Source organism: Leucobacter salsicius M1-8 (assembly GCF_000350525.1).
In the GTDB taxonomy this organism is placed as follows: domain Bacteria; phylum Actinomycetota; class Actinomycetes; order Actinomycetales; family Microbacteriaceae; genus Leucobacter; species Leucobacter salsicius.
Genome location: NZ_AOCN01000022.1, coordinates 171,141 through 197,668, shown reverse-complemented (window position 1 = coordinate 197,668; position 26,528 = coordinate 171,141). Strand labels below are relative to the sequence as shown.

Here is a 26,528-nt window from a genome sequence, read left to right as displayed (position 1 = left end):
CTCCTGAGGTAATTCCCTCAGCCTACCGCCGCCCGGCCACGACACTTCACACCGCGCTAGAACTTACCGCCCATGTCGAGCAGCCGCCTGATGCGATCCGGAATCGGCGGGTGGGTCGCGAACAGTCGCTGCACGATGCCCGGCTTCAGCGGGTCTGCGATCCACAGGTGCGCCATGCTCGACTGCTGCTTCTGCATCGGCTGACCGTAGGTGGACAGCTTGTGCAGCGCGCTCGCCAAGGCCTCCGGGTGGCGCGTCGTGAGTGCACCGGTCGCGTCGGCGAGGTACTCGCGCTGCCGCGACACTGCGAGCTGCACGATCGTGGCAACCAGCGGCGCCACGAGCATTGCCACGAGTCCAAACACGAGCACGATTGGGTTGCCGTTGTTATTGTTGCGGCCGAAGAAGGCCATGCGCATCATCATGTCGGCGAGCATTCCGATGGCGACCACCAGGCCGTAGACGATCATTGACACACGAATGTCGTAGTTGCGCACGTGCCCCAGTTCGTGGGCCATTACGCCCTCGAGCTCGGAATCCGTCATGATGTCGAGGAGGCCCGTGGTCGCCGCCACCATCGCGTGTGCGGGGTCACGCCCCGTCGCGAATGCGTTGGGCGCCGGATCATGCACGATATACACTTCGGGCATCGGCGTGCCGGTGGTGATCGCAAGATTCTCGACAATCCGGTACAGCCGCGGGTTATCGGCTTCTGTGATGCGCTGAGCCCCGCTCATGGAGATGGCTTGGCGGCCTGCCATGAAGTACTGGAACAGGGCGAACCCCAGCGAGAACACGACCACCGTGACCACGATGCCCGGGGAGTTGTAGATGTAGCCGGCGAGCCACCCGAGCCCGCCCACGATGGCGAGAAATAGCAGGATGATCAGAACGCTGTTGACCTTGTTGCGGCGTATCGCGCTGTACACGGCCGACCTCGGTTAGAACTGGATGCGCGGCGGCTCCGAGATCGACGCAACATCGTCAACCTCGAAGAACTGGCGCTCTGCGAAGCCCATGCCCCGCGAGAACAGGGTGTTGGGGAACAGCTGAATCTTGGTGTTGTACTCGCGCACGCCACCGTTGTAGAACCGGCGCGACGCCTGGATCTTGTTCTCGGTGTCGACCAGCTCGCCCTGCAGCTGCAGAAAGTTCTGGCTGGCCTGCAGCTGCGGGTACGCCTCAGCGACCGCGAAGATGCTCTTAAGCGCTTCCTGCATATGGCCTTCTGCGACCGATGCCGCAGCCGGGTTGTCGGCCGAAATTGTCTCGGCGCGGGCCTTCGTTACGGCCTCGAACACACCAGATTCGTGGGCTGCGTAGCCCTTCACCGACTCAACGAGCGATGGAATCAAGTCTGCACGGCGCTTGAGCTGCACCGTAATATCGCTCCAGGCCTCGTCGACGCGCACACGCAGCGTCACGAGGGAGTTGTAGGTGATCCAGACGTAGCCGATCAGAAGAACAAGGACACCTACACCGACAAGCGCGGCAATCAATCCACCAGACATGTTCGAATCCTATCGACCCAGTTCACTAGGCAGCTGTGGATTAGCCGTCTGGATCCTGCGATTCACAAGTGCCGAGGCACTTCAGAGTCGCAGAACTCACTCACTCCCCTAGCACGCGAGTCAGGTACGGGTTCGTGAACACCCGATCCGGATCGAGCCGGTCGCGCGCCGCGCCGAAGTCGTCGAAGCGCGGATACCGCGCCCGCAATTGTTCGGCCCCCAGCGTGTGCATCTTGCCCCAGTGCGGCCGCCCGTCGTGCGCTGCGAGGATGGCTTCGGCCTCGCGAAAGTAGGTCGTGTCGCGCTCGCGCCAGTAGCGGTGCACGGCAACGTACCCTGAGTCGCGCCCGGAGGCCGTCGAGAGCATCAGCTCATCGGCAGCGGCCGCGCGCACTTCGATAGGAAAGGAGACGTTGAAGCCCTTCCGCTCGATGAGAGACCCGAGTTCACGCACGACTTCGGGAACCGCCCCGAGTGGCACCCCGTATTCCATCTCGCGAAACCGCACCCGGCGGTTCGTAATCAGCACCTTGTGTGATTCGTCAGCGTAGCTGCGTCGGCTCGACACGGATTCGACCACGCGGTTGATGCGCGGCACGATGCCTGGGACGGCGGCGCCGAGCGCGGTGCACGCCCCGAACGCGAGGTTGTTCGCGAGCTCCTCATCGAGGAACCTGGCCGCAATGCCCAGGGGGCGGCGCGGCGCGTCAAGCGGGAGGTGCGTGTTCGTCTTCGTGCGCACCGAGCGAGTGTGAGGAAACCAGAAAAACTCGAAGTGGTCGACGCTGCGTACCCGGTCTTCCCAGTTCGACAGCACCTCGTCGAGCTGGGCCGGCGCCTCTTCGGCGTGCAACAGAAAGCGGGGCACACACTGCAGCGTGACCGTCAGCACAATGCCCAGCGCACCGAGGCCCAGGGCGACAGCTGGCAACAGGTCCGCGTTGTTGTGCTCGTCGATGTGCAGAATCTCGCCCGTTCCGGTGACGATCTGGGCGCCAACGACCCCGGTGGAAATACCGCCGAAGCCCCCTCCGGTACCGTGAGTCCCGGTCTGCGTGGCGCCGGTGATCGTTTGCTTGTCAATGTCGCCGAGATTGGGCATTGCCAGGCCGAGTGGTTCGAGCAGGGTCGGAATCTCCCACAGGTGGGTGCCGCCCCATACCGTGGCGCGCATCCGTGCGGTGTCGGCCCCCACGAGCCCGCGCATGCGGCTCATGTCGATGCGAATCCCGTCGGTCGCCCCGATGCCGGTGAAGCTGTGTGAGGCACCAATCGGCTTCACGGTGTGCCCCGTGTCACGCGCCCGTTGCACCGCAGCAACGACCTGTTCGGCCGTGCGAGGCGCGACAACGGTAGCGGGAACCGAAGACTCGGTGCGCGCCCAGTTCACCCATTTGGTCATAGAAAGCACTGCCCTTCGCCTCGGTAGGTTGTGATCGGTTCGAGCGCTTGGTCGGCCGCGCTAATGGGCACGATGTGCGTCACATGCTCCATGATCTCGCCGGCCTTCGCGTGCCGCAGCCACACGCGATCGCCCACCTCAAGGGAGCGCGCGGCGGCTCCCCGCAGCGGGGTCTGTACCTCGCCGGCGCCCTCGCGCGGCTCGTAGGAGAGCCCCGCGGGCCAGACGGGCAGCGGGGAGCGGTCGGGCGCCGTGGGCCCCGAGGCGATCCACCCGCCACCGAACAGAGTGGCCCGGTCGGGGGAAGACTTACGCACCACATCGAGCCCGAATCCGACCGCCGGAGCCACGTCGAAGGCCTCGTAGCGGTCGAAGATATGGGGGCCGTAGAGTCCGCTGCCCGCGGCCACCTCGGTGACAGCGGCCTCGGCGGCGGTGCGTTCAACAGATCCGGTGCCGCCACCATTGACGAACTCAAGCTCGGTTACGCCGCGCACACGAGCGATCGCTTCGGCCCGCCGTTCGGCGAGCTCGCTGCCGCTCGCGCGTTGCACCGCGCGCATCAGCGCGCCGGCGGCCGGTTTACCCGCCGGGCGGTCGGCAACCCCGGCGATCTGGGCCTCATAGGCCATCACACCCACGAGCGTAAACCCGGCACGCCCCGCAATGTGCGCCGCGAGCCACTCCGCCTGCTCCGGGTCGTGCACGGGCGAGCGATGCACGCCGATGTGGCCAAGGAGGGGTGACTTCCACGAGCAGTCCAGGTCGATACAGACGCGGAGACGCGCGCGATTATGGGGGCGCACGACCTCGTCGATCAGATCCAGCTGCCGCGGGTCATCAATCATCACGGTCACCCGTGCCGCGAGATCTTCGCTGGTGGCAAGCCGCGCGAGGGCCGCACGGTCGACACTCGGGTACGCGACGACGACGTCGTCGACGCCAGTCTCGCCCTGCGCGAGCCAGAGCGCCTCGGGCAGGGAGTATGCCAGTACGCCGCGGTACCCCGGCAGCCCGAGCACTGCGTCGAGCACTGCTCGCGAACGCACTGATTTGCTCGCGACGCGAATGGGAATCCCACCGGCCCGCCTGGTCAGGTCGTGGGCGTTGCGGGTGAGTGCCGGGAGCGACAACGCGACCACGGGGCCAGAATGCTCGCGCACTGCGTCATGTATGGAACGCCAGTAGCGATCCGGATCGAGCCAGGCCTCGCGCGTTGCTGCGGCAAGCAGCTCCTCTTCGGTGAGGTCGAATGACATAGTCGCAGTCTATGCGAGCGGAGCTTGGCGGCGCAGCAAGGATGCCTCAGAGGTCGCGCAGATCGCGCGCGAGCTCGGCGTTCCATCGCGCCCGCTCAGCTTGTTTACGCCTGCGCCACGCACGCACGCGCATGAACACCCCGAGGGCGGCCGCGAGCACAATCGCGATGATGAGAATGACTTTGGCGAACAGCACGCGCCAAGTCTATGTGGTGCGGTTGGTCCCCCCACTGGGACTCGAACCCAGACTGTGCTGATTTTAAGTCAGCTGCCTCTGCCAATTGGGCTATAGGGGGTGGTTTCTCGCCTCGTCTATCGTGCCACATATCGCGCGCACCAAAAACGAGTAAGCCCCGCCGTTGGGCAGAACGGCGGGGCTTACGGTCTCGCGCCTGCGTTGCAGGCAAACTTATTACTCGGCGCTCAGGCGGCCACGCAGGCCATCGAGCTGGGCCGACATGGCCGTGGGCAGGCGGTCACCGAACTGAGCAAAGAACTCCTCGGTGAGGTCCGCCTCGGCGAGCCACGAGGTGGCGTCGATCGCGAAGAGCTCGGCGAGGTCGGCCTCGGGAACCTCGATGCCGTCGAGGTTGAGCTCGCCCGCAGCGGGTACCGTACCGATCGCGGTGAGCTCGCCGGTGACATCGCCCTCGACGCTGCGAATGACCCAGTCAATCACGCGTGAGTTGTCACCAAAGCCGGGCCACAGGAAACGGCCGTCTGCACCCTTACGGAACCAGTTGACCTGGAAGATCTTGGGAGCCTTGTCGCCCATCTTCTCGCCGATCTCGAGCCAGTGGCCCCAGTAGTCGGCCATGTTGTAGCCGCAGAACGGCAGCATTGCGAAGGGATCGCGGCGCAGTTCACCTACGGTGCCCTCCTGAGCAGCGGTCTTCTCAGACGAGACGGTCGCGCCCATGAACACGCCGTGCTCCCACGAGAGCGACTTGGCGACAAGCGGGATGTTGGTGGCGCGGCGGCCACCGAACAGGATCGCGTCGAGCGGCACGCCGTTCTGCTCGTACCAGTCCTGCGCGAGCGTGGGCGTCTGCTGGATCGGCACGGTGAAGCGCGAGTTGGGGTGAGCGGCGACGCGGCCGGACTCGGGAGTCCAGTCGTTGCCCTGCCAGTCGATGAGGTGATCGGGCACCTCATCGGTCTTGCCCTCCCACCACACGTCGCCCTCGTCGGTCAGCGCGACGTTCGTGAAGATGGTGTTGCCCCACATGGTGTCGACCGCGACGGGGTTGGTGGTTTCACCGGTGCCGGGTGCGACGCCAAAGAAGCCAGCCTCGGGGTTGATCGCGTAGAGCCGCCCGTCGGTACCGGGGCGCAGCCAAGCGATGTCGTCACCGATCGTCTCGACCTTCCAGCCGGGGATCGTCGGCTGGAGCATGGCGAGGTTCGTCTTGCCACAGGCCGAGGGGAACGCTGCCGACAGGTGGTAGGCCTTGTTCGTCGCAGTGTTCGTGAGCTTGAGGAGCAGCATGTGCTCTGCGAGCCAGCCTTCGTTCTTGCCCATGACGCTAGCAATGCGCAGCGCGAAGCACTTCTTCGAGAGCAGTGCGTTTCCGCCGTAGCCCGAGCCGTACGACCATACCTCGAGGGTCTCGGGGAAGTGCGTGATGTACTTGGTGTCGCTGCAGGGCCAGGCGACGTCGCTCTGGCCAGCTTCGAGGGGCATGCCGACCGAGTGCACGGTGCGCACCCACTCGCTTCCCGAGGAAATACCGTCGAGGGCAGCCTGACCCATGCGGGTCATGATGCGCATGTTGAGCACGGCGTAGGGCGAGTCGGTGATCTCGATGCCGAGCTGCGTGATGGCTCCGCCGACGGGGCCCATGGAGAAGGGCACCACGTACATGGTGCGGCCGCGCATCGAACCCGCGAAGAACGGCATGAGCTCGGCCTTCATCGCGTCGGGGGCAACCCAGTTGTTCGTGGGGCCAGCATCGGACTCATTCTCCGAGCAGATGAAGGTGCGATCCTCAACGCGGGCCACATCGGCCGGGTGAGAGCGAGCGAGGAAGCTCCCGGGGCGCAGGTCCTTGTTCAGGCGGATCAGCGTGCCAGCTTCGACCATCTCGGTCGTGAGGTGGTTCCACTCGTCCTGCGAACCATCGCACCAGACGACCGCGTCGGGCTGGGTCAATTCGGCTACCTCAGTCACCCAGGCGAGCACCTCGGTGTTAGAAGTCGTCGCTTGCGCTCGAACGAGCTCCGCGATCGTCATTGTTGCCTCGGCTGTTTCGCTACTGCCCATAACGGTTTATCTCCTAGTGAGTCACACCCTGCGGTGAAGAATCGGTGACATCTCTATTTTCACGCCTTAATTCACCCCCCATTCACCAAACCGGCTGGCAATTTTCTAGATTATTGCCGTATAGTCAAAAACATGATGCAAGACCCGGCTCCCGGCCAGAACCCCGCAGCGCTCGATCGCCTCGTCATGGGTAAACGCATTCGACACCTTCGATCGAAAGCGGGGCTCACCCTGGGCCAGCTCGGCGAACGCGTTGGCGTCGTCGCCAGCCAGCTCTCTCTGATCGAGAATGGCCGCCGCGAACCGAAGCTCACGCTGCTCCAGGCAATCGCACGCGAGCTGGGGGTCGACCCGGCTGAGCTGCTGCGCCGCGAAGCTCCGGATCCGCGCAGCGCCCTCGAAATCGAACTCGAGCGCGCGCAATCGGCCCCGGGGTACCTACGCCTCGGACTCCCCCATGTGCGCGCGCCCCGCACCCTGGGCGACGACGCTTTGAAGTCCCTTGTCGGCATGCACCGCGAGCTGGCGAGGCGCTCACGCGCCGCCGCGGCGTCGAGCGAGGAAGCCCGCCGCGCCAACACCGAGATCCGACTCCAAATGACGGCGCGCGACAACTACGTGCATGACATCGAGCTCGTGGCCTCTGACCTCATGCGACGCATTGGGCACGGCGCCGGGGCCGTTACGCACCGCGAGGTGGCGATGCTCGCCGAGCTGCTCGGCTTCACCCTCACTTTTGTTGACGAGCTCCCCTCAAATACCCGCAGCATCACCGATCTCGAGAACGGGCGTATTTACCTGCCGCCCACATCGATTCCGGGCGGGCATGGGCTGCGATCGCTCGCCCTCCAGGCGATGGGACACCGGGTGCTGGGGCACACGGAGCCCGCGAGCTATGCAGAGTTTCTCGAACAGCGGCTGCAGATCAACTACTTCGCTGCGGCTTGCCTTATTCCCGAGGCGCGTGCCGTGGAGTTCCTGCAGTCCGCCAAGCGCAATCGCAACCTGGCCATCGAGGACTTTCGAGATGCCTTTGGGGTCACACACGAGGCAGCCGCGCACCGGTTCACGAATATCGCGACGCGCCACCTGGGGCTCCAGGTGCACCACTATCGCGCTGACGGATCGGGCACCCTCGTGCGTGGCTACGAAAACGACGGCCTTCCATTCCCCAGTGACGATTCGGGCTCGATCGAGGGCGAGGTGCTGTGCCACAAGTGGGGCGGGCGCAGCGCATTCGATCGCAAGAACCGCACGAGCGAGTTTTACCAGTACACCGATACCCCCGAGGGAACGTTTTGGACGAGCGTGCAGACCGGTGATGCCGAGCTGGGACCGTTCGCGATCGCCTGTGGGGTGCGGTTCGACGACGCAAAGTGGTTTCGCGGGCGCGACACGAATGGCCGCATGGTCTCGACCTGTCCCGATGACGAGTGCTGCCGCACCCCCGCCGACAACCAGCTGGAGCGCTGGCGAGGCAAGGCGTGGCCCAGCGCCCGCATGCACCAGCACGTGCTCTCACCGCTTCCGACGGGCACGTTCCCCGGAGTGGATGACACCGAGATGTACGAGTTTCTCTCAAAGCACGCCCCCGAGAAGGCGTAGACGCGCGGCAAACGAATCAGGCCCCACAAGCATCGAGCTTGTGGGGCCTGAGTCGTTGACCTACATCGGTCCACGGGAGCTGATCTCGCGATCAGCCCCGGGAACGATTACGCCTTGGGGCGTGAAGCGAACTCTTCGAAGATCTCGCGGGGGTTCTGCGTCGCCTCAATGTTGACGATGTCGCGACCGAGGAAGAAGTGGCCAACCCAGCCACCAAATACGCGCCACTTGCGCTCCCACGTGGGGATCGCCATGCCGTGGTAGAAGCGGTGTGCAAGCCACGCAATGTAGCCCTTCAGCGCGATTCCGCCGCCACCCGACTTGAACACGCCGTTGTTTACGCCGAGGCCAGCAACTGCGCCCTGGTTCTTGTGGTTGTACTCGCGCACACCCTCGCCGCGCAGGTCAGCAACGATGTTCTTCGCGAGCAGACGCCCCTGGCGCACTGCGTGCTGTGCGTTGGGAACGCAGAAGCCGCCGGGGCCGGGGGTCGAGGAGATATCGGGAGTCTGCGACGTGTCGCCAGCGGTCCACGCACCCTCGAGAGCTTCGCCCTCTTCGGTGGTGATGCGCAGCGAGGGGCTGCCAATCACGTGGCCACGGGGGCCGATCGGAAGGTCGGTGCCGCGCAGGAAGGGACGGGGCATGACGCCAGCGGTCCAGACGATGAGGTCGCTCTCGAACTTCTCACCGGTGGAGAGCTCGATGTTGCCACCCTCAGCCGACTGCAGCTGGGTGTTGAGGTGGATGTCGACGCCGCGACGGGTCTGGTCTGCAACCACCCAGTCAGCGAGCTTCTCGGTAACCTCGGGCATGATGCGGCCCATTGCCTCAACGAGGTGGAACTTCGTCTCGTCAAACGTGATCTCGGGGTAGCGACGCAGCATCGAGGTTGCGAACGAGCGCAGCTCGGAAACCGTCTCGATGCCAGCGAAGCCGCCGCCAACGACGGTGACCGTCAGCAGGCGCGCGCGCTCAGCCGAGCCAGCGGGCAGCGAGGCTGCGCGCTCGAAGTTGCCGACCATGCGATCACGCACGGCCACGGCCTCTTCAATGGTCTTCATGCCGATTGCGTTGTCAGCGATGCCCGCGATGGGGAACGTGCGCGAGACCGAACCAGTCGTGATGACGATCTGGTCGTACGCGAAGTCGTACGCCTCGCCCACGTTGGGCGTGATCGTGACGGACTTCGTAGCGTGCGAGATGCCCGTCACCTTGCCAGCAATGTTGGCCGTCTTCGTCAGGTGACGACGACGCGCAACAACCGCGTGACGCGGCTCGATCGAGCCTGCAGCAACCTCGGGCAGGAACGGCAGGTAGGCCATGTAAGGGAGCGGATCAACGATCGTCACCTCTGCCTCGCCTGCGCGCAGCAGCTTCTCGAGCTTCCATGCGGTGTAGAAGCCGGCGTAGCCGCCGCCAACGATCAGAATCTTCTTCGCCACGAAGCAGTCTCCTTGAACCAGTGTGCCTATGAATTGCGCCGTGCGTGTGCACTGGGCGCGGATGGCCCACGGAGTGCGGGCGCAGAAAAAATGGGCGAAACCGCCCAGAGGATTACTCTACCCGCATTTTCAGCCTCTACGGGCCACTTCAGCGGAAAATGCGGGCAAAACGCACGAATCAACACAATTTCTATGTCGAGACGAAATAATTAGCTTGCGTTGGGGCTCCAACCGCAGCGCTCGAGTGCCAGATCCCCGATCGGGTTCACTCCTGGGCCGGCCGCGAGGGCGTGCCCCATAAGCGCGTGCAGGCACTTTACGCGAGTGGGCATGCCGCCCGCACTGATACCCGCAAGCTCGGGCACCTCGCCGACGCTGTCGCGGTCGGCAATGTATGCCTCGTGCGCCAGCTGATACTGCGCGCGCATGTCTTCGTCCTCGGCCAACATGTCATTGAACTCGTTCATGACACCAACTGCTTCGAGACGTGACGCCGCAGCTACGGCCTCGGGGTGGCTCAGGTAGTAGAACGTGGGGAACGGCGATCCGTCGGGCAGGCGCGGCGCCGTGGCCACAACGGTCGGCTCGCCAGCCGAGGTGCGTGCGGCAATGCCCACGACTCCGCGGGCCTCGCGGGCGAGCTGTGCGCTGACCGCTTCAATGTCTGCGGGAGTGGGGGCGTCATACGGTGGGCGGCTCATTGCTGCGGATCCTTCGGTGTTGATTCTGGGTCTGGGGTGGGGGCGACGCCCGCGGCGACAAACGACGCGGCGAGCGAGCGAGCCCAGTTGGTTTCGGTGCGCGAGAGCTCAGCGTTCGTTTCTTCATTGGGCTCGACGGGCATCACGATGTCGTCGATCACGTTGAGCTGGGTCTCCCCCGGAAGCACGTAGTACAGCCGGTCGCGGGCCTGCGACCTGATGTACACCGGATCCTTCCACTTTGCGCGCTCGGCATCAATCTCGTCGACTGCCTCGCGATGTTCGGCGACGCTCTGGCGCAGCTCAGCGATCTCGCGCTGCTGCGCCACAAACGTCGACAGGCTCGGGCTCACAATGATCCCGCCGCCGATCACCAACACGACAACGAGCACGGTGAAACCACTGATCTTCAGACTCGAGGCCCAGGCCCTAATGTCTTCAGTCCAGCGCTTCACCGTGCTCCTGTCGTGTGTGCGTGCTAGGTGTGCTTAGGCGATTACGCGGTGAAGCGCGGGAACGCGGCGCGGCCAGCGTACTTCGCGGCACCACCGAGCTCTTCTTCGATGCGCAGCAGCTGGTTGTACTTGGCGACACGGTCGCTACGAGCCGGCGCACCGGTCTTGATCTGACCGCAGTCGGTTGCAACTGCGAGGTCGGCAATCGTGACGTCCTCGGTCTCACCCGAGCGGTGCGACATGACGGCGGTGTAGCCAGCGCGCTGCGCCATCTGCACGGCGTCGAGCGTCTCGGTGAGCGTGCCGATCTGGTTGACCTTCACCAGGATCGAGTTCGCCGTGCCCTGTGCGATGCCGTCGGCAAGGCGCGCGGGGTTGGTCACGAATAGGTCGTCACCGACGAGCTGCACCTTGTCGCCGAGCTCTGCAGTGAGCTGGTTCCAGCCCGCCCAGTCGTCCTCTGCGAGGGGATCCTCGATCGACACGAGCGGGTACTTCGCCATGAGGTCGGCGTAGTAGGCCGTCATCTCGGCCGCCGTGCGTTCCTGGCCCTCAAACGTGTACACGCCGTTCTCGTAGAACTCGGTCGACGCCACGTCAAGCGCGAGTGCGATGTCACGGCCGGGCTCGTAACCCGCACGCTTGATCGCCTCGACGATCAGCTCAAGAGCCGTCGCGTTGTTCGGCAGGTCGGGGGCGAAGCCACCCTCATCGCCGAGTGCCGTGTTCAGGCCCTTCTCCTTGAGGAGTGCCTTCAGTGCGTGGTAAACCTCAACGCCCCAGCGCAGACCCTCGGAGAAGGTCTCGGCGCCCAGCGGCACTGCCATGAACTCCTGGATATCAACGCCGGTGTCGGCGTGCGCGCCACCGTTGATGATGTTCATCAGCGGCACGGGCAGCGTCGACGCGTTGGGGCCACCGAGGTAACGGTAGAGGGGCAGCTCGGCTGCAGCTGCGGCGGCGTGTGCGACCGCAAGGCTCACGCCGAGGATCGAGTTTGCACCCACGCGCTGCTTGTTGTCGGTGCCGTCGGTCTCCTTGAGCACCTCGTCGATGATGCGCTGGTCGTCAGCGGCAAAACCTTCGATGGCCGGGCCGAGCTCGTCGAACACCGCGTCAACGGCCTTCATGACGCCCTTGCCCAGGTACCGGTCGTTGTCGCCGTCGCGCAGTTCGTACGCTTCAAACGCGCCTGTCGACGCGCCTGAGGGAACCGCAGCGCGTCCCACCGATTCGTCTGTGAGGCCAACCTCAACCTCTACGGTCGGGTTGCCACGCGAATCGAGAATCTCGCGTGCGATCACCGCGTCGATAAATGCCACCATGCGCTCCTTGGGGTCTGTTGGGATGCTCCGGATCGCGCCGCCCCGATCGGGGTCGGCGCAGGTGTGCGGAGGCGATATTGCCGCCGCACACTAAGTTTAGGGTGTCGCGCCCGAGAGCCTGAGGCGTGGCACACAAATTGGCGGGATCCCGCGTACTTTTGCGCGGTTTGTGATCGCTTCTAGGCCATGTCGGGCGGGCCGTCTGCGGCAGCTGCCGGGTCCATATAGACGAACTCGAGCACGTTGCCGTCGGGATCTTCGAGATCGCGTGAGTACATGAATCCGAGTTCCTGCGCGGGAACCGGCTCGGCTCCGCCAGCCGCGAGCCCGGCCGCGAGCACCTTGTCCACCTCGTCCCGCGAATCCAGCGAAAGTGCGACGAGCACCTGCGCCACTTCGCGGGCGTTGGGCACCTGCTTCTTGGTGAAGGTGGAAAAGAACTCGCGCGTCAGCAGCATGAAGAAGATTTCCTCGCTCCAAACTGCACACTTAGCGTTGTCATCGCTAAACAGTGGGTTAATCTCGCAGCCAATTGCGACATAGAACGCCTCGGATCGCTCGAGGTCATCGGTAGCGAAATTGACGAACACTTGCTTGGTCATGGTGTCCTCCGTAGTCGGGTCGTGCCAACGCCCCCAGAATTCCACCAAGACCTTGCAACGTCAACGCCTGTTCGCTGCGAATCCCCCGCGCTATGATCAGCGCCGATCTGTGTCGGCTAGTTCTCGAGGGCTCGAATCTCGATGTCGTCCACCGAACGCATGCCACCGCGCACGTTGGCGACGCTCGCGAAGCCCTCAGCCGTGACGCGTGCGAGGAGCGCCTTCATGTTCTTCTGACGCTTCTCGAGCCGCACTCGGTGCCCCTTCTCGACGAGCGCACGCTTGAGCGAGAGCAGATCGGCAAACTCCACGTCCGTGTCATACACGAGCGCGACCGACTCGGGGCCCGTCGACTCGGGCAGCGAGATGAGGTCAACGACTCGCTCAAAGCCGATGGAGAAGCCGACCGCCGGCACGTCCTGGCCGAGGAATCGACCGACCATGCCGTCGTAGCGGCCGCCGCCACCCACCGAGCTGCCCGATCCCGGGTGCGCGACCTCAAAAATCGTGCCGGTGTAATAGCCCATGCCGCGCACGAGCGTCGGGTCGAAGCGCACCTCGACGCCCTCGGGCAGCGCGCCCTCGAGCGCTGCGCCGAGATCGGCGAGGTTCGTGACGCCCTCCTCGGCTGCCCCCTCGGGCAGCACAGCCGCGATGGCGTCACGCGTGAGCGCGATGCCATCACCGGCGAGCAGCGGCTCGACGTGTGCAAGTACGGAGCCAATCTTCTCGGCGGCGTCGGCATCGATCTCACGCAGCTCCTCTACGACGCCCGAGGCCCCGATCTTGTCGAGCTTGTCGATCGTGATGAGTGCGCGATCGTGCGTCTCGGGGGCAAAACCGCAGTGGGCCAGGAGCCCGAAGAGGATGCGGCGGTCGTTGATCCGGATCACGCAGCCGGTGAGCCCCAGGGCCGCGAGCGCCTGTGACGTCGCGGTGACGAGCTCGATCTCGGCGATCAGGCCGGACTCGCCGATGATGTCGATGTCGGCCTGTACGAACTGGCGGTAGCGCCCCTTCTGCGGGCGCTCGGCGCGCCACACGGGTGCGATCTGGATCGCGCGGAAGACGGGCGGCAGCTCGGCCCGGTTGGTGGCGTAGAACCGGGTGAGCGGCACCGTCAGGTCGAAGCGCAGGCCGAGGTCGGCCAGCAGCTCGGCGTCGCCGGCTTCCGTAGCCTTCGCGAGCTGCTCGGGGCGGATGCCGCGCTTCAGGATAGAGAATGACAGCTTCTCGTTGTCGCCACCGAGCCCCGCGTGGAGCCGTGCGTGATCCTCGACCACGGGGGTCTCAATCTCGTCAAACCCGTGAGCGCGGTACACGCCCTTGATGACCGAGAGCGCGTGCTCGCGGCGGGCCTTGTCAGCGGGAAGGAAATCGCGCATGCCGCGCGGCGAGTTCACTGGAGATGCCATGGCCCTATTCTTTCATCATCCGTGAGCACCAGCTGCACGGGGTCGTGACCGCGCACCGAGCGCGGCCACGACAACCCCTAGATCGAGAAGGACCATTCCTTGGTGAACAGGTTGAGGCGCACGCCCAGTGCGAACACTTTGAGGTTCACCAGCTCCCACTTAATGAGGGTCAACTTCACCATGCCTTCAAGCCCCAGTGCGAGGTATACCTCCACCTTCGCATCATAGGGACCCGCAATAGGACCGGTGATTTCGCCACCCACACCTGCCTTCGCACTCAATGCCAGGTCTGGGCCTGCGAACGAATAAATACGGCTACGGAAGCTCACTTCCGGGCCCACCGAAATGCCGCCGGTGAAACTGACGGTCGCCGAATCCTTCAGCTTCGTGAACTTGGGCACCACATACTTAGTCGGGGTGTCATTCTTAATTCGGCTGAGCCCCTGCCCCGTTTTCCAGGTAAACCCAAAGGTATCGACACGTTCGACCCCGACCGCGGGCAGCGCGACCTCCGCCATCACTTCCCCACCCATTGCAATGGCAAAGTTCAGCCGGTTCGTGATGGCGACCGGGACCGGGCCGACCATAAACATCGTGGTTGGAAGCGCGACCTCCGCGACGTCAAGCTTAAAATTCAGTTTGCCCGATGCTTTGAAGGACGCCTTGAGCGCCGCGCTGGCCTTGAGCGTCGTCGTCACCTTAGTGGTGAACTCCTGCACGGTGATTCCTGCGGGAACAACTTTCCACTTCCACTTCATTTTCACGTTGAGCACGAAATCGAGGCTGAACTCTGCCTCCCCCGAGGCCTGCACTCCGATGGCCGCCTCGGTCGCGAGTTCACGTTTTTCAGCGCGATCGAACTCCCACGGATCCAGCTTTGTGGTGTTGAGCACCTTCGGCTTGCCGTTTCTGAGGCCGACGATGAAAGAAGCGTCCATACCAATCGACCACGTGCCGTGAAGGTCGACCCCGAGTCGCTGCTGGGCGCAGGCAGGGGCCGCGGGAGCACCCGTTTGCGCTGGATGCCATTCACCGTTCTCATCGATCTGGTCGCCCGTGGGCTCCTGACCGTCGCTCCCGGCAGCCCGGCACGCGAGCGCAAAATCGTCGGGGTTCGCGGGGTCGAGCCCCGCTTCGGCCAGATTGAAGTCGTCTGCGCCGAGCGTGAGGTCTACGTCGTCGTCGCGCACGAGCGCGGCGTGTGCGTGACCCGGTAGCTCCCCCGGCCATGCGACCGGGGCCGCGCCGGGCCCGTTGCCCAGTGCGTCGGGGACGGCCACAGAATACTCTTCGAGCGGCACCGGGGTGCCCTCTTTGCCGGTCGCACGATCTACCGGCACAAACGAACCCTCGGTGAATTCGGAGGGGTCAGCACCGCTCGCGGGAGTGTCTTCGACGGCGATCTGGTCGACGATTTCATCAGCTTGATAGTCGATGGTCTCGGCGACGTCCACTTGAAAGAACACCTCCGAGAGCTCAACCGCGACCGTGGTCACCAGCCACTCGCCCGCGACCAGGTTCATCTGCGATACTCGCCCCAAGAAACCGCTCGCGGCCCCGGGTAGCGGGCCGGTGACAATGATCTGCCCGGGCTCGAGGTCTGGTTGCTCCGCAAACGCAACGGTGTCAGCGTCCACGACACGAGGCACCGCCTCGCCAGGCCGCAGCCCAAAGGTGCGTACTTCTGGCGAGGTCACCGTGTCGGTGGCGTCAGCAGCGTTAATGTCGAGCGTGATCTCATCACTCGCGCGAGCCACGCCTCGATTCGACCGATCAAACACGGTAGCCGTGTAGTCAAATTCACCATCGTCTGGAGCAAGCACCCGCATGCTCCAGACGGTTTGAGTCGGCGTCTCAGTGAGTTCGGCCGTGCCGATAAACACCTGTGTTCCAGCGTCGTTCGCAGAAACCTCGACCCGGTCAACCGCGTTCGCACCGCCGTCGACCACACCCTCCAACGTGAAGTAGCCGCTTTCGCTGAGGTCAATGGATGCGAGATCTCGCGGTGCCGTGATCTCGATAGTGGCCGGATCGGCTGCGTCGTACTGTTGCGCCTCGCCCAGAAAGGCGCCCAGCGATTGAACCTGAACGGTCGCGGCCCCGCGCCGCACCGAGAGCTGTCCTGATCCGGAATCGACAGGAACGAGTGCGAGCTGTGGCGCGGCCCCAGCCGTGCCGTCGAGCGCAACCCCGGCAGCTCGGCCGGTTACGGGCGATCGCCAGTCGAGCGTCGTCTCTCCCGGGGCACCAGCCACCGATGCGACGAGCGCGAGCGCATAGTCCGCGTCGGAGTAGGTCGTGAGGTCGAGGGCTCGCGGAGCCTTCCCTCCCCGAATCTTGACAACAGATTCGGGAAGGGCGTCAGCGACGTAGCTACCGGTCACGTTTGCACTTGAGAGGTCTGCGCTGGCTTCTGCAACCCAGCCCAGCACGCTCGCCCGCAGCGAGCCCGTGGCTGCGCTTGAGCGCAGCGTGACGCCGCCAAGTTCGTCGGGCGTCACAACCGTAGTGACGATGCTGCGACCCGCTGGCAATTTGAGCTGCTGGCCGTCCGAGAGCGAAACGGTGTCAGCGCGGTCAAGGGAGATGTCAAAGGTCAGGTATACGCTGCGCACCAAGTCGCTCGGGACACCACCGGCGCCATTGAGCCCAACCCAGATACCAGTCTGATCGATCCCGGCCCCGCCCAGCCCCTGGGCGGTGTCGGCGCGCAGCTCGGGCGCAGCGAGCGCGACTGTCGCCCCGGGTGCGTTCGCGCCGCCAGCAAAGAACGCCAGCGCTTCGACCCTCACGGGTGCTTCGTCACGGTCGGCATACAGGGGCACGGCTCCGTTGACTATTGGAAGCAGCACCGTGGTTGACACGGTCTTCCCGGCTGCCGCGTACAGAATCGGCGTCGGCCCCGGTACAGCGTCAAGCGACTGAGTCAGCTGCGTGCCGCTGAGATCATCGAGCGGAGTGCTCGCTCCGGAGGCGGAGCTTCCCGCCTGGGTCGTGAACACCGAGGTTTCGGCCGTAGGAGCAAGCAGTGTGACCCGCACAAGCGCGGCTGTCGAGCCGCTCGCAGCGTCGCCGAGTGCCACACGGCCCCTCGTGGAGTCGGCCTGGGTGATGGGAACAGTGGTGAGTGCCGCACCTCGCCCCACCGCGGATTCGAGCGCCGGAACCTGGGGCGGGGCTGGCGTAAATCCGACTGCCTCCGCCTTGCGCACAAACGATTGGTTCTCAATCGAATCGATCGACACAGCGATGCTGGGCGAGGGCGCCACCATCAGGACCAGTGCGCTCGCGGTTACCGCAGCGAGCACGCTCAGGGAGAACTTCGTGAAAGCTTGACGGTTCATAGTGCCTCCCCCTCCGTATCCGCGGCGCGGGTGCGACGCGTGCGAGTCGCACGACGCGCAAGAAGCCCGAGACCCGCCACAGCCAAGACTGCACCGGCCCCCAAAAAGGGCATCGCATCGGATCCCGTGCGCGAAAGCTGAGCATCGCTAGCGGTACCGTCGTTGGCTGCGTCAGTATTTCCCGCCGCCGTCGAGTCTGCATCGGAGCGGCCGCCTGGCCCCTCGCCTGCCTCTTCGTCTCCGTTGTCGTCACTCTCTGCACCGTCTTGCGTGCCCGCGAGAGTGGCCCAGTCGACCCAACCGCCGTCGCCACTGACGGCGACGTTGCGCAGTAGTCGTTCGGAGAGGATATTGCCGCGGGCATCAACGAACGTGACCGAGAAATCAGCATGCACCTGGCTCGCCACCCGCCATCGGGCATCGACCTTGCCCGGCTGCACCGTGGCCACTGCCGTGCTTCCGAAAGGTGTGAGAGAAACCAGCGCGTCTTGCCAGCCACCAGTGCCGCTGCGGGTCTGTGCAGCGGCGATGACCTTTCCGCCACCCTCGGCATCGAGCCAGACCTCAGTCGCGCCCGCGGGCGCGGTAAGCTCTGGGGCCGCTTGGCGCTCAGTGGTAACAGCCGGGTGGAGGGGCTGGGTCGATGCGGCCAGCACGGGCGAGACGCCCAGGAGCGATATCACCACGCCGACCCCAATACCCACTGCCGCTCGCCGCCAGCGCAAATCGGGGCGGCCACAATGATTCACATTCACGCGCCAATCATACTGGACCGAGTCCAATCAAGGAGTGAATGCCACACTTCAGGGGCGGGTAGAAAACGAAAAACTCCCCGGTCGAATGACCGGGGAGTTACTTGGCTGGGATACCAGGACTCGAACCTAGAATGTCGGTACCAGAAACCGATGTGTTGCCAATTACACCATATCCCAAGGGGAACTACTCGCCGCGCAACCGGAGCGGCGCAACAAGATTTAACTCTACACGAGCCCCCGCTCCAACTCAAAACGGGCCCCGCGGAGGCGGTTGCCCGGGCGTGCCGCCACTGCAATACTGGCGGGGTCCCCCCGATAAACCGTTGCTTTCAAGGAGGCCCACATGATCGATCAGTTCGGCAAAGTCATGGTGTACGTCAACGACCCCGAGCGCGTGGCCGCGTTCTGGGAGCGCGAGATCGGGTTCTCCCGGCGCGACACCCAGCGCGTAGACGGTCGCGTGCTGTCGATCGAGCTCGCCGCGTCTCCCGACGACACCACGGCCCTCGTACTTTTTGATCGTGCGACAGTCGCCCGCATGGCACCCGAGCTCGATCTCGCGACCCCGTCGATCCTGTTTGGCAGCAAGGACGCCGCCGGCATGCGTGCGAGCCTCGATGCGGCGGGCGTGACGGTCGGAGAACTCGCCACCATGGGCGGCCGCACGACGTTCAACTTTGCTGACCCCGAAGACAATTACTTCGCGGTCGAGCAGCTCTAGTCTCGATCCGGGCTCGTTTGATCCGGATCAAACGACACAGGCCCCAGCGCATGCGCTGGGGCCTGTGTCGTTTCAAGAGCGTGCGTTACGCATCGATCGCCGGAACGTGGGTCGCGAGCAGATCGTCATAGGTCTCGCGGCGCGCGACGAGTCGGGCAGCACCGTCCTTCACGAACACGATGGCCGGCTTAAGCGCTCCATTGTAGTTGTTCGCAAGCGTGTAGCCGTAGGCGCCGGTGGTAGCGAGCACCACAAGGTCACCGACCTCGGGCGCGGGCAGCGGGGCGCGGTCGACGAGTAGGTCGCCCGATTCGCACTGACGGCCCACGAGCTGCACCGTCTCGGTCCAGGGATCGAGCACCCGGTTCGCCAGAACCGCCTCGAAGCGCTGGTCGGTGAGTGCTGCATCGAGCTGGTCGGCCATGCCGCCGTCGACGGCCGCAAACACGCGTCCCGTATGCTTCACCGAGGTCACCCGGTAGAGCGTCACACCCGAGCGCGCGACGAGCGACCTGCCGGGCTCAATGAGCAGCTTCGCATCAGCCGGCAGGTGCGCGCGCGCCGCATTCACGATCGCGTCAAGGTAGTCGTCAATCTTGGGCGCCGTCTCGTCATACGTGTACTTCACGCCGAGCCCGCCGCCCACATCGTAGGTGGCGAACGTGCCGGCCGTCGAGATCTTCGTGACGGCCTCTGCGAACTGGTCGACGTCGAGAATCTGCGATCCAATGTGCAGGTGCACACCCTCGAACTGCATCAGCGGGTGCGCACGCATACGCTCGATCGCTGCCAGGGCCTGATCCATGGGAAGCCCGAACTTGGAGTCATCCCCGCCCGTGGCCTGCGAGGCATGCGTCTTCGCCTCGACGCCGGGAATCACGCGCAGCAGCAGTTTCTGCGGCTTCGTAAGCAGCCGCTCGAGACGATCAAGCTCGTCCTCGTTGTCGACGATGATCGTGTCGATACCCACCTCGAGTGCGAGCGACAACTCGAAATCGGTCTTGGCGTTGCCGTGAAAGTGCAGCCGCTCGGGCGGCACGCCGGCCGCGAGCGCGAGCTTGAGCTCACCCGCACCCGCAATGTCGACCGAGAGACCCTCCTCAGCCGCCAGCTTGTACATGCCCACCGCCGGGAACGACTTCGAGGCAAACAACACCTCGGAGTTGGGCCAGCGCTCGCGAAGTCCGTCTTGCAGACGTCGTGCCTGACGGCGCAGCCCGGCCTCGTCGTAGACGTAGAGTGGGGTGCCGTACTGCTCAGCGAGCTGCTCAACAGAGACGCCGCCGATGTGCAGCACGCCGGCCTCGTCGACAGCCGATTCCTCGGGCAAGATCGACCACAGTTCATCCACCCGTGTTGCTTCGGGACTGGGCTGGTTCAGGTGTGACATGAGGACTCCTTTGCTGGTGATTCTGCGCTTTGGTTTCGATGAGCCGTTCCCGCAGAATGACGGGGAACGAGAAACTCTCACTCGCGGTACAGGCGTGTGAATTCTATGCGTGCTTCGCCTGGGCGACGTAGTCACTCGTGGCACGACGCGGCACTACGACGACCGGCACCGGCGAATGGCGCACGATCTTGGCGGCGTGCGACCCCAGAGAGACGCGCGCGATCGGCCCGAGGCTGGTCGACCCCACGAGCAGCACCTCGCCGGGCAGCCAATCGACTGCTCGCAGCGCCTCGTGCCACTGTCGACCGACGCCGACCGCGGCATCGATGACCTCGGGCGGGGCAGCGAACCCTTCGATATCCCCGAGGAGCTGGGTAACATGCTGCCGAATCACGGCACCCCATTCCGCGATGACCTCGTCCTCGACGTCGAGCCCTACCCCTGATTCCATAAAGCCGCGAGGGCGGGTGTGGAACGATGCAACACGAATGCCGCAGCCAAACTTGGCAGCGGTCGCCGCCGCGCCCAGCACCAGCTCCCCCGAGGTCTCGGACCCCGAGTAAGAGGCGGTCACCCGCGAAACCAGCGCGTCATCGGCGACCTCGTAGTCGTGCGGAGCGATCGCGATGGGCAGGTGCGCGCTCTGCATCAGGCTCGACGCGACCGAGCCAAGCTCGATCTCGTGGTGTGCGCCCTCGGCGCGGGCGCCGACGACGAGCCGCACCGCTGCCTGCTCCTCGCAGACCTCCAGCAGCCCTCGGCGAGCGCTTGAGGCACCCTTCACCAACTCGGCAACGTGCATTCCCTCGGGCAGCCAGGCACGAGCCTCTGCCAGGGCCCGCTCGGCCTGGCGGGTCGCGAACTCGCGAAAGTCGCTGTCGGCGCCACGATTCGAAGGCAGTGGCGGCCAGGCCGCTGACGTCACGGCGACCAGCACGAGGTGGGCGCGGTGTGAGCGTGCGAGCAGTGCGCCGAGGCGCACCGCCGCGCGCGACGGGTGCGCGGGCGAAACGCCTACGACAACGGATCCCGAAAGGTCACTCATGATTGTTCTCCATCGCGTGCGCTGGTGGCTTGGCCATGATCCGGATCAACATCTGCCGCATCAACCGCAAGATCTGCAGGCTCCGTGAGCTCGTACCGGCCCGGGCCAACGAGCACGATCTTGCCGGTCTCGATCTGCTGACCGAGCACCGAGTTCTTGCGGCCCGTGAACCAGTACCAGGTGAGCACGAGGGCCGTCCAGATCGCAAACACGATGATGGTGATGGGCCGCAGATCCTTGATGATCCAGAGGCAGCCAATGATCGACAGGATCGGCACGACCGGGTAGAGCGGGACGCGGAACTTGCGCTCGAGGTCGGGCTCGCGCTTGCGCAGCACCATAACCGCGATCGAGACGACGAGGAACGCTGCGAGCGTTCCAATTGAGGTCATTTCGGCGAGGAAGTTGATCGGCAGCACACCAGCGAGAATCGCCACGATGATCGACACGATGATCGTGTTGGCGACGGGGGTCTGCGTACGGGGGTTGACCTTCTGGAAGATCTTGGGCGCCATGCCGTCGCGCGACATTGCAAACAGGATGCGGGTCTGGCCGTACAGCACCACGAGCGTGACGCTGAAGATTGAAATCACGGCGCCGGCGGCTACCACGGTGCCTGGCCAAGTTGCGCCCACTATGTTCTCGAGGATTGCCGAGAGGCCCGCGCTCTGGCCCGCGAAGTCTTCGCTCGCCTGTGCTCCCAGTCCGACAACCGCGACGAGCACGTACACGGTCGTCACGATGACGAGTGCCGAGATCAGAGCGATCGGGAGGTTGCGGCGCGGGTTCTTGGCTTCGTCGCCCGCGGTCGCGACTGCGTCGAGGCCTACGAAGGAGAAGAAGATGAGACCGGCGCCGGTCATGACGCCCGCGAATCCGAAGGGTGCGAAGTCTGCGAAGTGGTCGACGTTCCACCCGGTGATGCCCACAGCGACGAAGAACAGCAGCACGGCGATCTTAATGAGCACCATGATGGTGTTCGCCACGATCGATTCCGAGGTGCCGCGAATCAGCAGGAACATGCACAAGCCGATGAGGATCACGGCCGGGAGGTTGATGATACCGCCCTCTTCGGGGGCATACAGCAGCTGATCGGGCAGCTGGAATCCAAAGAGATTATTGATGAGCTGGTTCACATACTGCGACCATCCCACCGCGACGGCGGCGGTTGAGACACCATACTCAAGCAGCAGACAGGCGGCCACCCCCATCGCGGGCAGCTCTCCCAGGGTGCTGTACGCATACGAGTAAGAGGAGCCCGACACTGGCACCGCGCTCGCAAGCTCGGCGTAGCACAGCACCGACAGCCCCGCGACGGTGCCCGCGATGATGAACGACCAGATCACGGCGGGGCCAGCAATCGGCACCGCCTCAGACAGGATGAAGAAGATACCGGTACCGATTGTGCCACCGACACCGATCATGGTGAGTTGGAAGAGCCCGATGCTGCGTTTGAGCTCGCTCTTCCCTTCACCACCTGCCTTGGGCACGGGTTTCACTCGAAAGAGCTGCTGTCGCAGGGTCATGGTCATCGCTATTGCTGTCTTTCTCTAGACGTCGTTGTCTGAAGCCTGCGGGCTCCGACGGAACGCTGTCGCCTGTTGCGGCTACGTTCCATTATCCCTGTGCCGGTAGGCACAGGGAAACGGCCGAGGCACGGGGCCCCGGCCGAAGCTTTGTGTGTGAGCGGGTTAGCCTTCCACGACCACGCGCATGTGTGCCACGTCGGCGTCGATTGCCCCGCGCACGTACCCCGACGGCGAGGCACCTACCGCGGTCAGAAACGCGACAGTCTCTGCCGTGATCTCCTCGCCGGGCATGACGTTGGGGATGCCGGGCGGGTAGGCCGCAAGGGTGTCCGCTGACACCCGGCCAATAGCCTCACGCGTGGGTACGACTTCGGTCTGCGCGAAGAAGCCGGCGCGGGGCAGCATGCGCAGCTCACCCGGTGCGGGCAGCGCGGGGAATGCTTCAGACCGGGCGTGGTGCGCCCGCTCGATCTCGGCCTCGGGTGATTCGACGGCCGCGACGAGTGCGCGATAGACCCGGTCCAGGTCGGGCGCCTTGCCTGCCCCGATGACGGCTACGACGACGGTCGCGGTCGACATTTCGAGGTAGATTCCTTCTGCGTCAACTAGGCGCTGGCGCACCCAGTGTCCACTCACCCCAGCAGCCGAAACATCGATGGGAACGCGCAGCAGGTCGGTCTCCACGATGTCCTCGAACCGCTCGAAGTCATCACTCACGACGCTGAAGCGGTCATCCGCGCGCAACTGATCGCGAAAGCCCTGGGCAGCATCGATCGACTGTCCGATCGCTTCCTGGCCTGTGGCGAGCGCGTGCCGCGCAATGTCGAGCGAGGCTCGCAGCAGCGCGCTCGTCGAGGTCGAGGCGGTCATCGCAAACGCGCGTTCGACGAGCGGCTCGAGCTGTTCCGCGAACGGGCCGTCACCCAGGTGCAGCATCGCCGACTGGGTCAGCGACCCGGCAAGCTTGTGGGTGCTCGAGATCACCAGGTCAGCGCCGAGTCGGGCCGGTGACTCTGGCAGCGCGGGGTGGAACCCGAAGTGCGGGCCCCAGGCACCGTCGACGATGAGGGGTGCACCGTGGGCGTGGGCCACCTCCGAGAGGGCACGCACGTCGGCGACCGAACCGAAGTAGCTCGGCGAGACGATGTAGACGGCTGCCGCGGACTGCCCGGCTTCGGAGGCTGCGGTGAGCGCGGTATCGAGTGCGGCAGGCGAGACGCCGTGGGCCATTCCGTTGTCCTCATCGACCGACGGAAACACGAACGTGGGGGTGAGTCCTGCGAGCAGCACGCCGTCGCTGAAGCTGGAGTGTGCGCTGCGCTGCGAGAGCACGTTTTCGCCGAGACCCCGTACCGCGAGCGCGACGGTGCGGTTGGCTTGCGAGGCACCGTTCGTGAGAAACCAGGTGCGCTTAGCGCCCCAGGCGTCGGCGGCGAGCGCGAGTGCCTGGTCGAGCGGGCTGTCGTCGCCGAGGTCGATGTCGTCAATCAGCATCGGCACGTCGAGGCGTAGGGTGCGTTCGCCGAAGAACTCCGAGAGGCGTCGGCTAATGCCGAAGTCGCTCCCGCCGTGGCCCGGCACCATCAGCTGCAGCGGGTCGCGCGCGATGTAGCGGTCGAGAGCGTCGGCGTAGGGCGTGGCCTCGTGGGGGTTGGTGTGCACCGCAGCGTGGACATCAACGTCCAGTTCGGGAACGTCGGTGAGTTCGGGGGCATCTGTGAGTGCAGAGACGGCGTACAGCATGTGTCCATCGTGGCCCGATGCCATTGCACGGGGAATCCCCTACACTTCTCGGATGCCACATACTATGTATGTGGCTCTTGCGACGCAAAGCACGCTATGTCATATATGGAGTAGGTGACCCCGGTGATTGATTTACGCCAGTTCGAGGCACTCAGCGCGGTGCGAGACGAGGGTTCGGTGACCCGCGCCGCCCGCGCGCTGGGGTGGAGCCAGCCCACGGTCGACTACCACCTGAAGAATCTCGAGCGCCTGGTGGGCGCTCCTGTACTGCAGCGCTCGACCCGGGGTAGCACGCTCACCCAGGTGGGGGCGCTGCTGCTCGACCGGGGCGACCAGATCCTCACCCTCACCGAGCGCGCGCTGCAGGATGCGCGCGAGCTCACCGAGCACGGACGGGTGCGGCTGCGTTTTGGCACGTTTCCCACCGCCGCGGCCAAGCTGCTGCCGCAGATCGTGTCCCGAGTCGCGGCGCAGGGCATCGAGGTCGATGCGCACCTCGAGGAGTCGGTGCCGCTTGTCGCCGACCTCAACCTGCGCAAGCTCGATGCCGCCCTGGTCTACACGGTGGTCGGCTACGACCTGCCGTTTCGGCCCGGCACCGCCACTACCGAGGTGCTGCGTGACCCGCTCATGCTCGCGCTCCCCGAGGGAAATGCGCTTGCCTCACGCGACGTCATCGACCTCGAGACGCTCGTCACGCTTGCCGACGAACGCTGGCTGTTCGGCTCCACCCAGGGCGATCCGATGGACACGGTGCTCATCGACACGTTTGCGGCGGCCGGCCACACCCTCAACGTCGCCATCCGCACGGACGACGTGCAGGTGATGCTCGGCATGGTCGCGGCGGGCATGGTCATCGGGCTCTTCCCGAAGCTCGCCATCGGCTCGCATCACCCGGGCGTCGAGCTGCGCCCCATCGATGCCCCCGAGTTCGCGCGCTCGATCGTGCTCGCGGCTCCCGGCGAGGGCCCCAAGCTGCAACCGGGCCCCGCGGCCCGGCAGCTCGCGGCCGCCGTACGCGCGGCGATCGAGGAGCTCGGGTAAGGGCCGATCCGGATCAGCTACGCGTTGACGGGATCGGCGCCGCGCCCATCAAGCGCGTCGATGTAACGCAGCACGATGCCCTCGCGCAGGGCCCACGGTGAGATCGTGAGCGTCGATACGTCGAACACCTTCATAGCCGTGCGCAGCACGACGGCTCCGGCCATGATCTGGTAGCCGCGCTCGGGCGTGATTCCCGGCAGATACTCCCGCACCGATCCTGGCATATCTCGCAGCGAGGGCTCCCACTCGCGCAGGCCCGTGTAGTGCAGTGGGGCGAGGTCGCCGGTCACCGGATCAGCCGGGCCACCCACGAGGCGGGCAAGCGACCGGATCGTCTTGGAGGTGCCCACGACGCGCTTGGGGCGTGGCCGCCCCGCGAACAGCTCATCGCGCACACGCGTGAACTCGGTGCGGGCGTGCTCACGCAGCACGGACACGGCCTCGCGCGACGGTGGATCCTCTGCGAGGTACTGAATCGTCGACCGGCCGGCTCCGAGCGGCAAGGACACCTGGACATCCGGGTACTCGTCGGAGCCCTGCGCGATCTCGAACGATCCGCCGCCGATGTCGAACAGTAGGATCTCGCCCGCCGACCACCCGAGCCAGCGGCGCACCGCCAGCATCGTGATCCGGGCCTCGTCTTCGCCCGACAGTACATCGGGGACGATGCCCCCGGCCTCAGCGATGCGCCGGAGCACGTCCTCACCGTTTGTGGCCTCGCGCACCGCGCTGGTGGCGGTGCAAATCAGATCATCGACCCCGATCTCATTCGCGGTCACCACCGCCTCGCGCACCGCCTCGATGATGAGCTGCACGCCCTCTTCGAGAATCTCGCCACTGGGGCCCAGGTAGCGCATCAAGCGCACTACCGAACGCTGCGAGTGATACGGCACGGGGCTTGCGCCCGCGTGCGCATCAACGATCAGCAGGTGAACAGTGTTTGACCCAACGTCGATGACTCCGAGGCGCATGCG

The 26,528-nt window shown here is 65.0% G+C and carries 22 protein-coding genes and 2 tRNA genes; 3 read left to right on the top strand and 21 right to left on the bottom strand.

Translation table 11 applies throughout. The features are described 5' to 3' along the window. Window positions 1-56: 56 nt before the first annotated feature. The 7 genes from C795_RS0109980 to C795_RS0109950 form a co-directional block, all read right to left on the bottom strand. Entirely contained in the window at window positions 57-929 is an 873-nt protein-coding gene (locus C795_RS0109980; protein ID WP_017793616.1) for a M48 family metalloprotease, read from the bottom strand. 12 nt (window positions 930-941) lie between these two features. Further along, on the bottom strand, window positions 942-1,511 hold the full coding sequence (locus tag C795_RS0109975) for a LemA family protein (protein WP_017793615.1): 570 nt from the start codon (window positions 1,509-1,511) through the stop codon (window positions 942-944). 100 nt (window positions 1,512-1,611) lie between these two features. Then, on the bottom strand, window positions 1,612-2,913 hold the full coding sequence (locus tag C795_RS0109970) for a D-arabinono-1,4-lactone oxidase (RefSeq protein WP_017793614.1): 1,302 nt from the start codon (window positions 2,911-2,913) through the stop codon (window positions 1,612-1,614). Further along, window positions 2,910-4,172 (bottom strand): alanine racemase, encoded by a 1,263-nt coding sequence (locus C795_RS0109965; RefSeq protein WP_017793613.1) that lies wholly within the window; start codon window positions 4,170-4,172, stop codon window positions 2,910-2,912. Before C795_RS0109965 ends, C795_RS0109970 begins: the two co-directional genes overlap by 4 nt. Window positions 4,173-4,218: 46 nt before the next feature. Continuing rightward, window positions 4,219-4,368 (bottom strand): hypothetical protein, encoded by a 150-nt coding sequence (locus C795_RS17430; protein ID WP_017793612.1) that lies wholly within the window; start codon window positions 4,366-4,368, stop codon window positions 4,219-4,221. A 23-nt stretch (window positions 4,369-4,391) separates the two neighbouring features. Further along, window positions 4,392-4,468, bottom strand: a tRNA-Leu gene (locus C795_RS0109955). Window positions 4,469-4,584: 116 nt separating this feature from the next. Further along, on the bottom strand, window positions 4,585-6,405 hold the full coding sequence (locus tag C795_RS0109950) for a phosphoenolpyruvate carboxykinase (GTP) (protein ID WP_033349591.1): 1,821 nt from the start codon (window positions 6,403-6,405) through the stop codon (window positions 4,585-4,587). 162 nt (window positions 6,406-6,567) lie between these two features. Between C795_RS0109950 and C795_RS0109945 the strand changes: the two genes are divergently transcribed. Next, complete coding sequence (locus C795_RS0109945; RefSeq protein WP_017793610.1) at window positions 6,568-8,040, top strand: helix-turn-helix domain-containing protein; 1,473 nt, start codon at window positions 6,568-6,570, stop codon at window positions 8,038-8,040. A gap of 107 nt (window positions 8,041-8,147) precedes the next feature. Here the strand turns inward: C795_RS0109945 and C795_RS0109940 are convergent, their stop codons facing one another. From C795_RS0109940 to C795_RS0109900, 9 genes are all read right to left on the bottom strand, one after another. Then, window positions 8,148-9,485 (bottom strand): NAD(P)/FAD-dependent oxidoreductase, encoded by a 1,338-nt coding sequence (locus C795_RS0109940; RefSeq protein WP_017793609.1) that lies wholly within the window; start codon window positions 9,483-9,485, stop codon window positions 8,148-8,150. 209 nt (window positions 9,486-9,694) lie between these two features. Continuing rightward, on the bottom strand, window positions 9,695-10,186 hold the full coding sequence (locus C795_RS0109935) for a DUF501 domain-containing protein (protein WP_017793608.1): 492 nt from the start codon (window positions 10,184-10,186) through the stop codon (window positions 9,695-9,697). Then, entirely contained in the window at window positions 10,183-10,641 is a 459-nt protein-coding gene (locus C795_RS0109930; RefSeq protein WP_017793607.1) for a septum formation initiator family protein, read from the bottom strand. Before C795_RS0109930 ends, C795_RS0109935 begins: the two co-directional genes overlap by 4 nt. Before the next feature lie 41 nt (window positions 10,642-10,682). Further along, the gene (gene eno / locus C795_RS0109925) at window positions 10,683-11,963 is read right to left on the bottom strand and encodes a phosphopyruvate hydratase (RefSeq protein ID WP_026139591.1); all 1,281 of its coding nucleotides are present in this window, start codon (window positions 11,961-11,963) and stop codon (window positions 10,683-10,685) included. A 182-nt stretch (window positions 11,964-12,145) separates the two neighbouring features. After that, window positions 12,146-12,568, bottom strand: coding sequence for a VOC family protein (locus C795_RS0109920; protein WP_017793605.1), 423 nt, complete (start codon window positions 12,566-12,568; stop codon window positions 12,146-12,148). 116 nt (window positions 12,569-12,684) lie between these two features. Next, entirely contained in the window at window positions 12,685-13,983 is a 1,299-nt protein-coding gene (hisS, locus tag C795_RS0109915; protein ID WP_017793604.1) for a histidine--tRNA ligase, read from the bottom strand. A 77-nt stretch (window positions 13,984-14,060) separates the two neighbouring features. Beyond that, window positions 14,061-17,327 (bottom strand): hypothetical protein, encoded by a 3,267-nt coding sequence (locus C795_RS0109910; protein WP_017793603.1) that lies wholly within the window; start codon window positions 17,325-17,327, stop codon window positions 14,061-14,063. Beyond that, the gene (locus tag C795_RS0109905) at window positions 17,324-18,013 is read right to left on the bottom strand and encodes a hypothetical protein (RefSeq protein ID WP_232225472.1); all 690 of its coding nucleotides are present in this window, start codon (window positions 18,011-18,013) and stop codon (window positions 17,324-17,326) included. Before C795_RS0109905 ends, C795_RS0109910 begins: the two co-directional genes overlap by 4 nt. Window positions 18,014-18,184: 171 nt before the next feature. After that, window positions 18,185-18,259, bottom strand: a tRNA-Gln gene (locus tag C795_RS0109900). A 166-nt stretch (window positions 18,260-18,425) separates the two neighbouring features. On the opposite strand from C795_RS0109900, the gene C795_RS0109895 reads away from it, so the two are divergent. Continuing rightward, the gene (locus tag C795_RS0109895; protein ID WP_017793601.1) at window positions 18,426-18,803 is read left to right on the top strand and encodes a VOC family protein; all 378 of its coding nucleotides are present in this window, start codon (window positions 18,426-18,428) and stop codon (window positions 18,801-18,803) included. Window positions 18,804-18,888: 85 nt separating this feature from the next. Here the strand turns inward: C795_RS0109895 and lysA are convergent, their stop codons facing one another. The 4 genes from lysA to C795_RS0109875 all read right to left on the bottom strand — a co-directional run bounded on the left by lysA (window position 18,889) and on the right by C795_RS0109875 (window position 24,534). Further along, window positions 18,889-20,193, bottom strand: coding sequence for a diaminopimelate decarboxylase (gene lysA, locus C795_RS0109890; protein WP_017793600.1), 1,305 nt, complete (start codon window positions 20,191-20,193; stop codon window positions 18,889-18,891). A 103-nt stretch (window positions 20,194-20,296) separates the two neighbouring features. Then, a complete protein-coding gene (locus tag C795_RS0109885; protein WP_017793599.1) occupies window positions 20,297-21,238 on the bottom strand; it encodes a universal stress protein in 942 nt (313 codons plus the stop codon). Then, complete coding sequence (locus tag C795_RS0109880; protein WP_017793598.1) at window positions 21,235-22,770, bottom strand: amino acid permease; 1,536 nt, start codon at window positions 22,768-22,770, stop codon at window positions 21,235-21,237. Before C795_RS0109880 ends, C795_RS0109885 begins: the two co-directional genes overlap by 4 nt. A 159-nt stretch (window positions 22,771-22,929) precedes the next feature. Continuing rightward, window positions 22,930-24,534, bottom strand: coding sequence for an aminotransferase class I/II-fold pyridoxal phosphate-dependent enzyme (locus C795_RS0109875; RefSeq protein ID WP_232225471.1), 1,605 nt, complete (start codon window positions 24,532-24,534; stop codon window positions 22,930-22,932). A 99-nt stretch (window positions 24,535-24,633) separates the two neighbouring features. Between C795_RS0109875 and C795_RS0109870 the strand changes: the two genes are divergently transcribed. Next, entirely contained in the window at window positions 24,634-25,554 is a 921-nt protein-coding gene (locus tag C795_RS0109870; protein ID WP_033349583.1) for a LysR family transcriptional regulator, read from the top strand. Between the two features lie 17 nt (window positions 25,555-25,571). Here the strand turns inward: C795_RS0109870 and C795_RS0109865 are convergent, their stop codons facing one another. Further along, window positions 25,572-26,525, bottom strand: a complete 954-nt coding sequence (locus C795_RS0109865) for a Ppx/GppA phosphatase family protein (protein ID WP_017793595.1) — start codon at window positions 26,523-26,525, stop codon at window positions 25,572-25,574. Window positions 26,526-26,528: the final 3 nt, after the last annotated feature.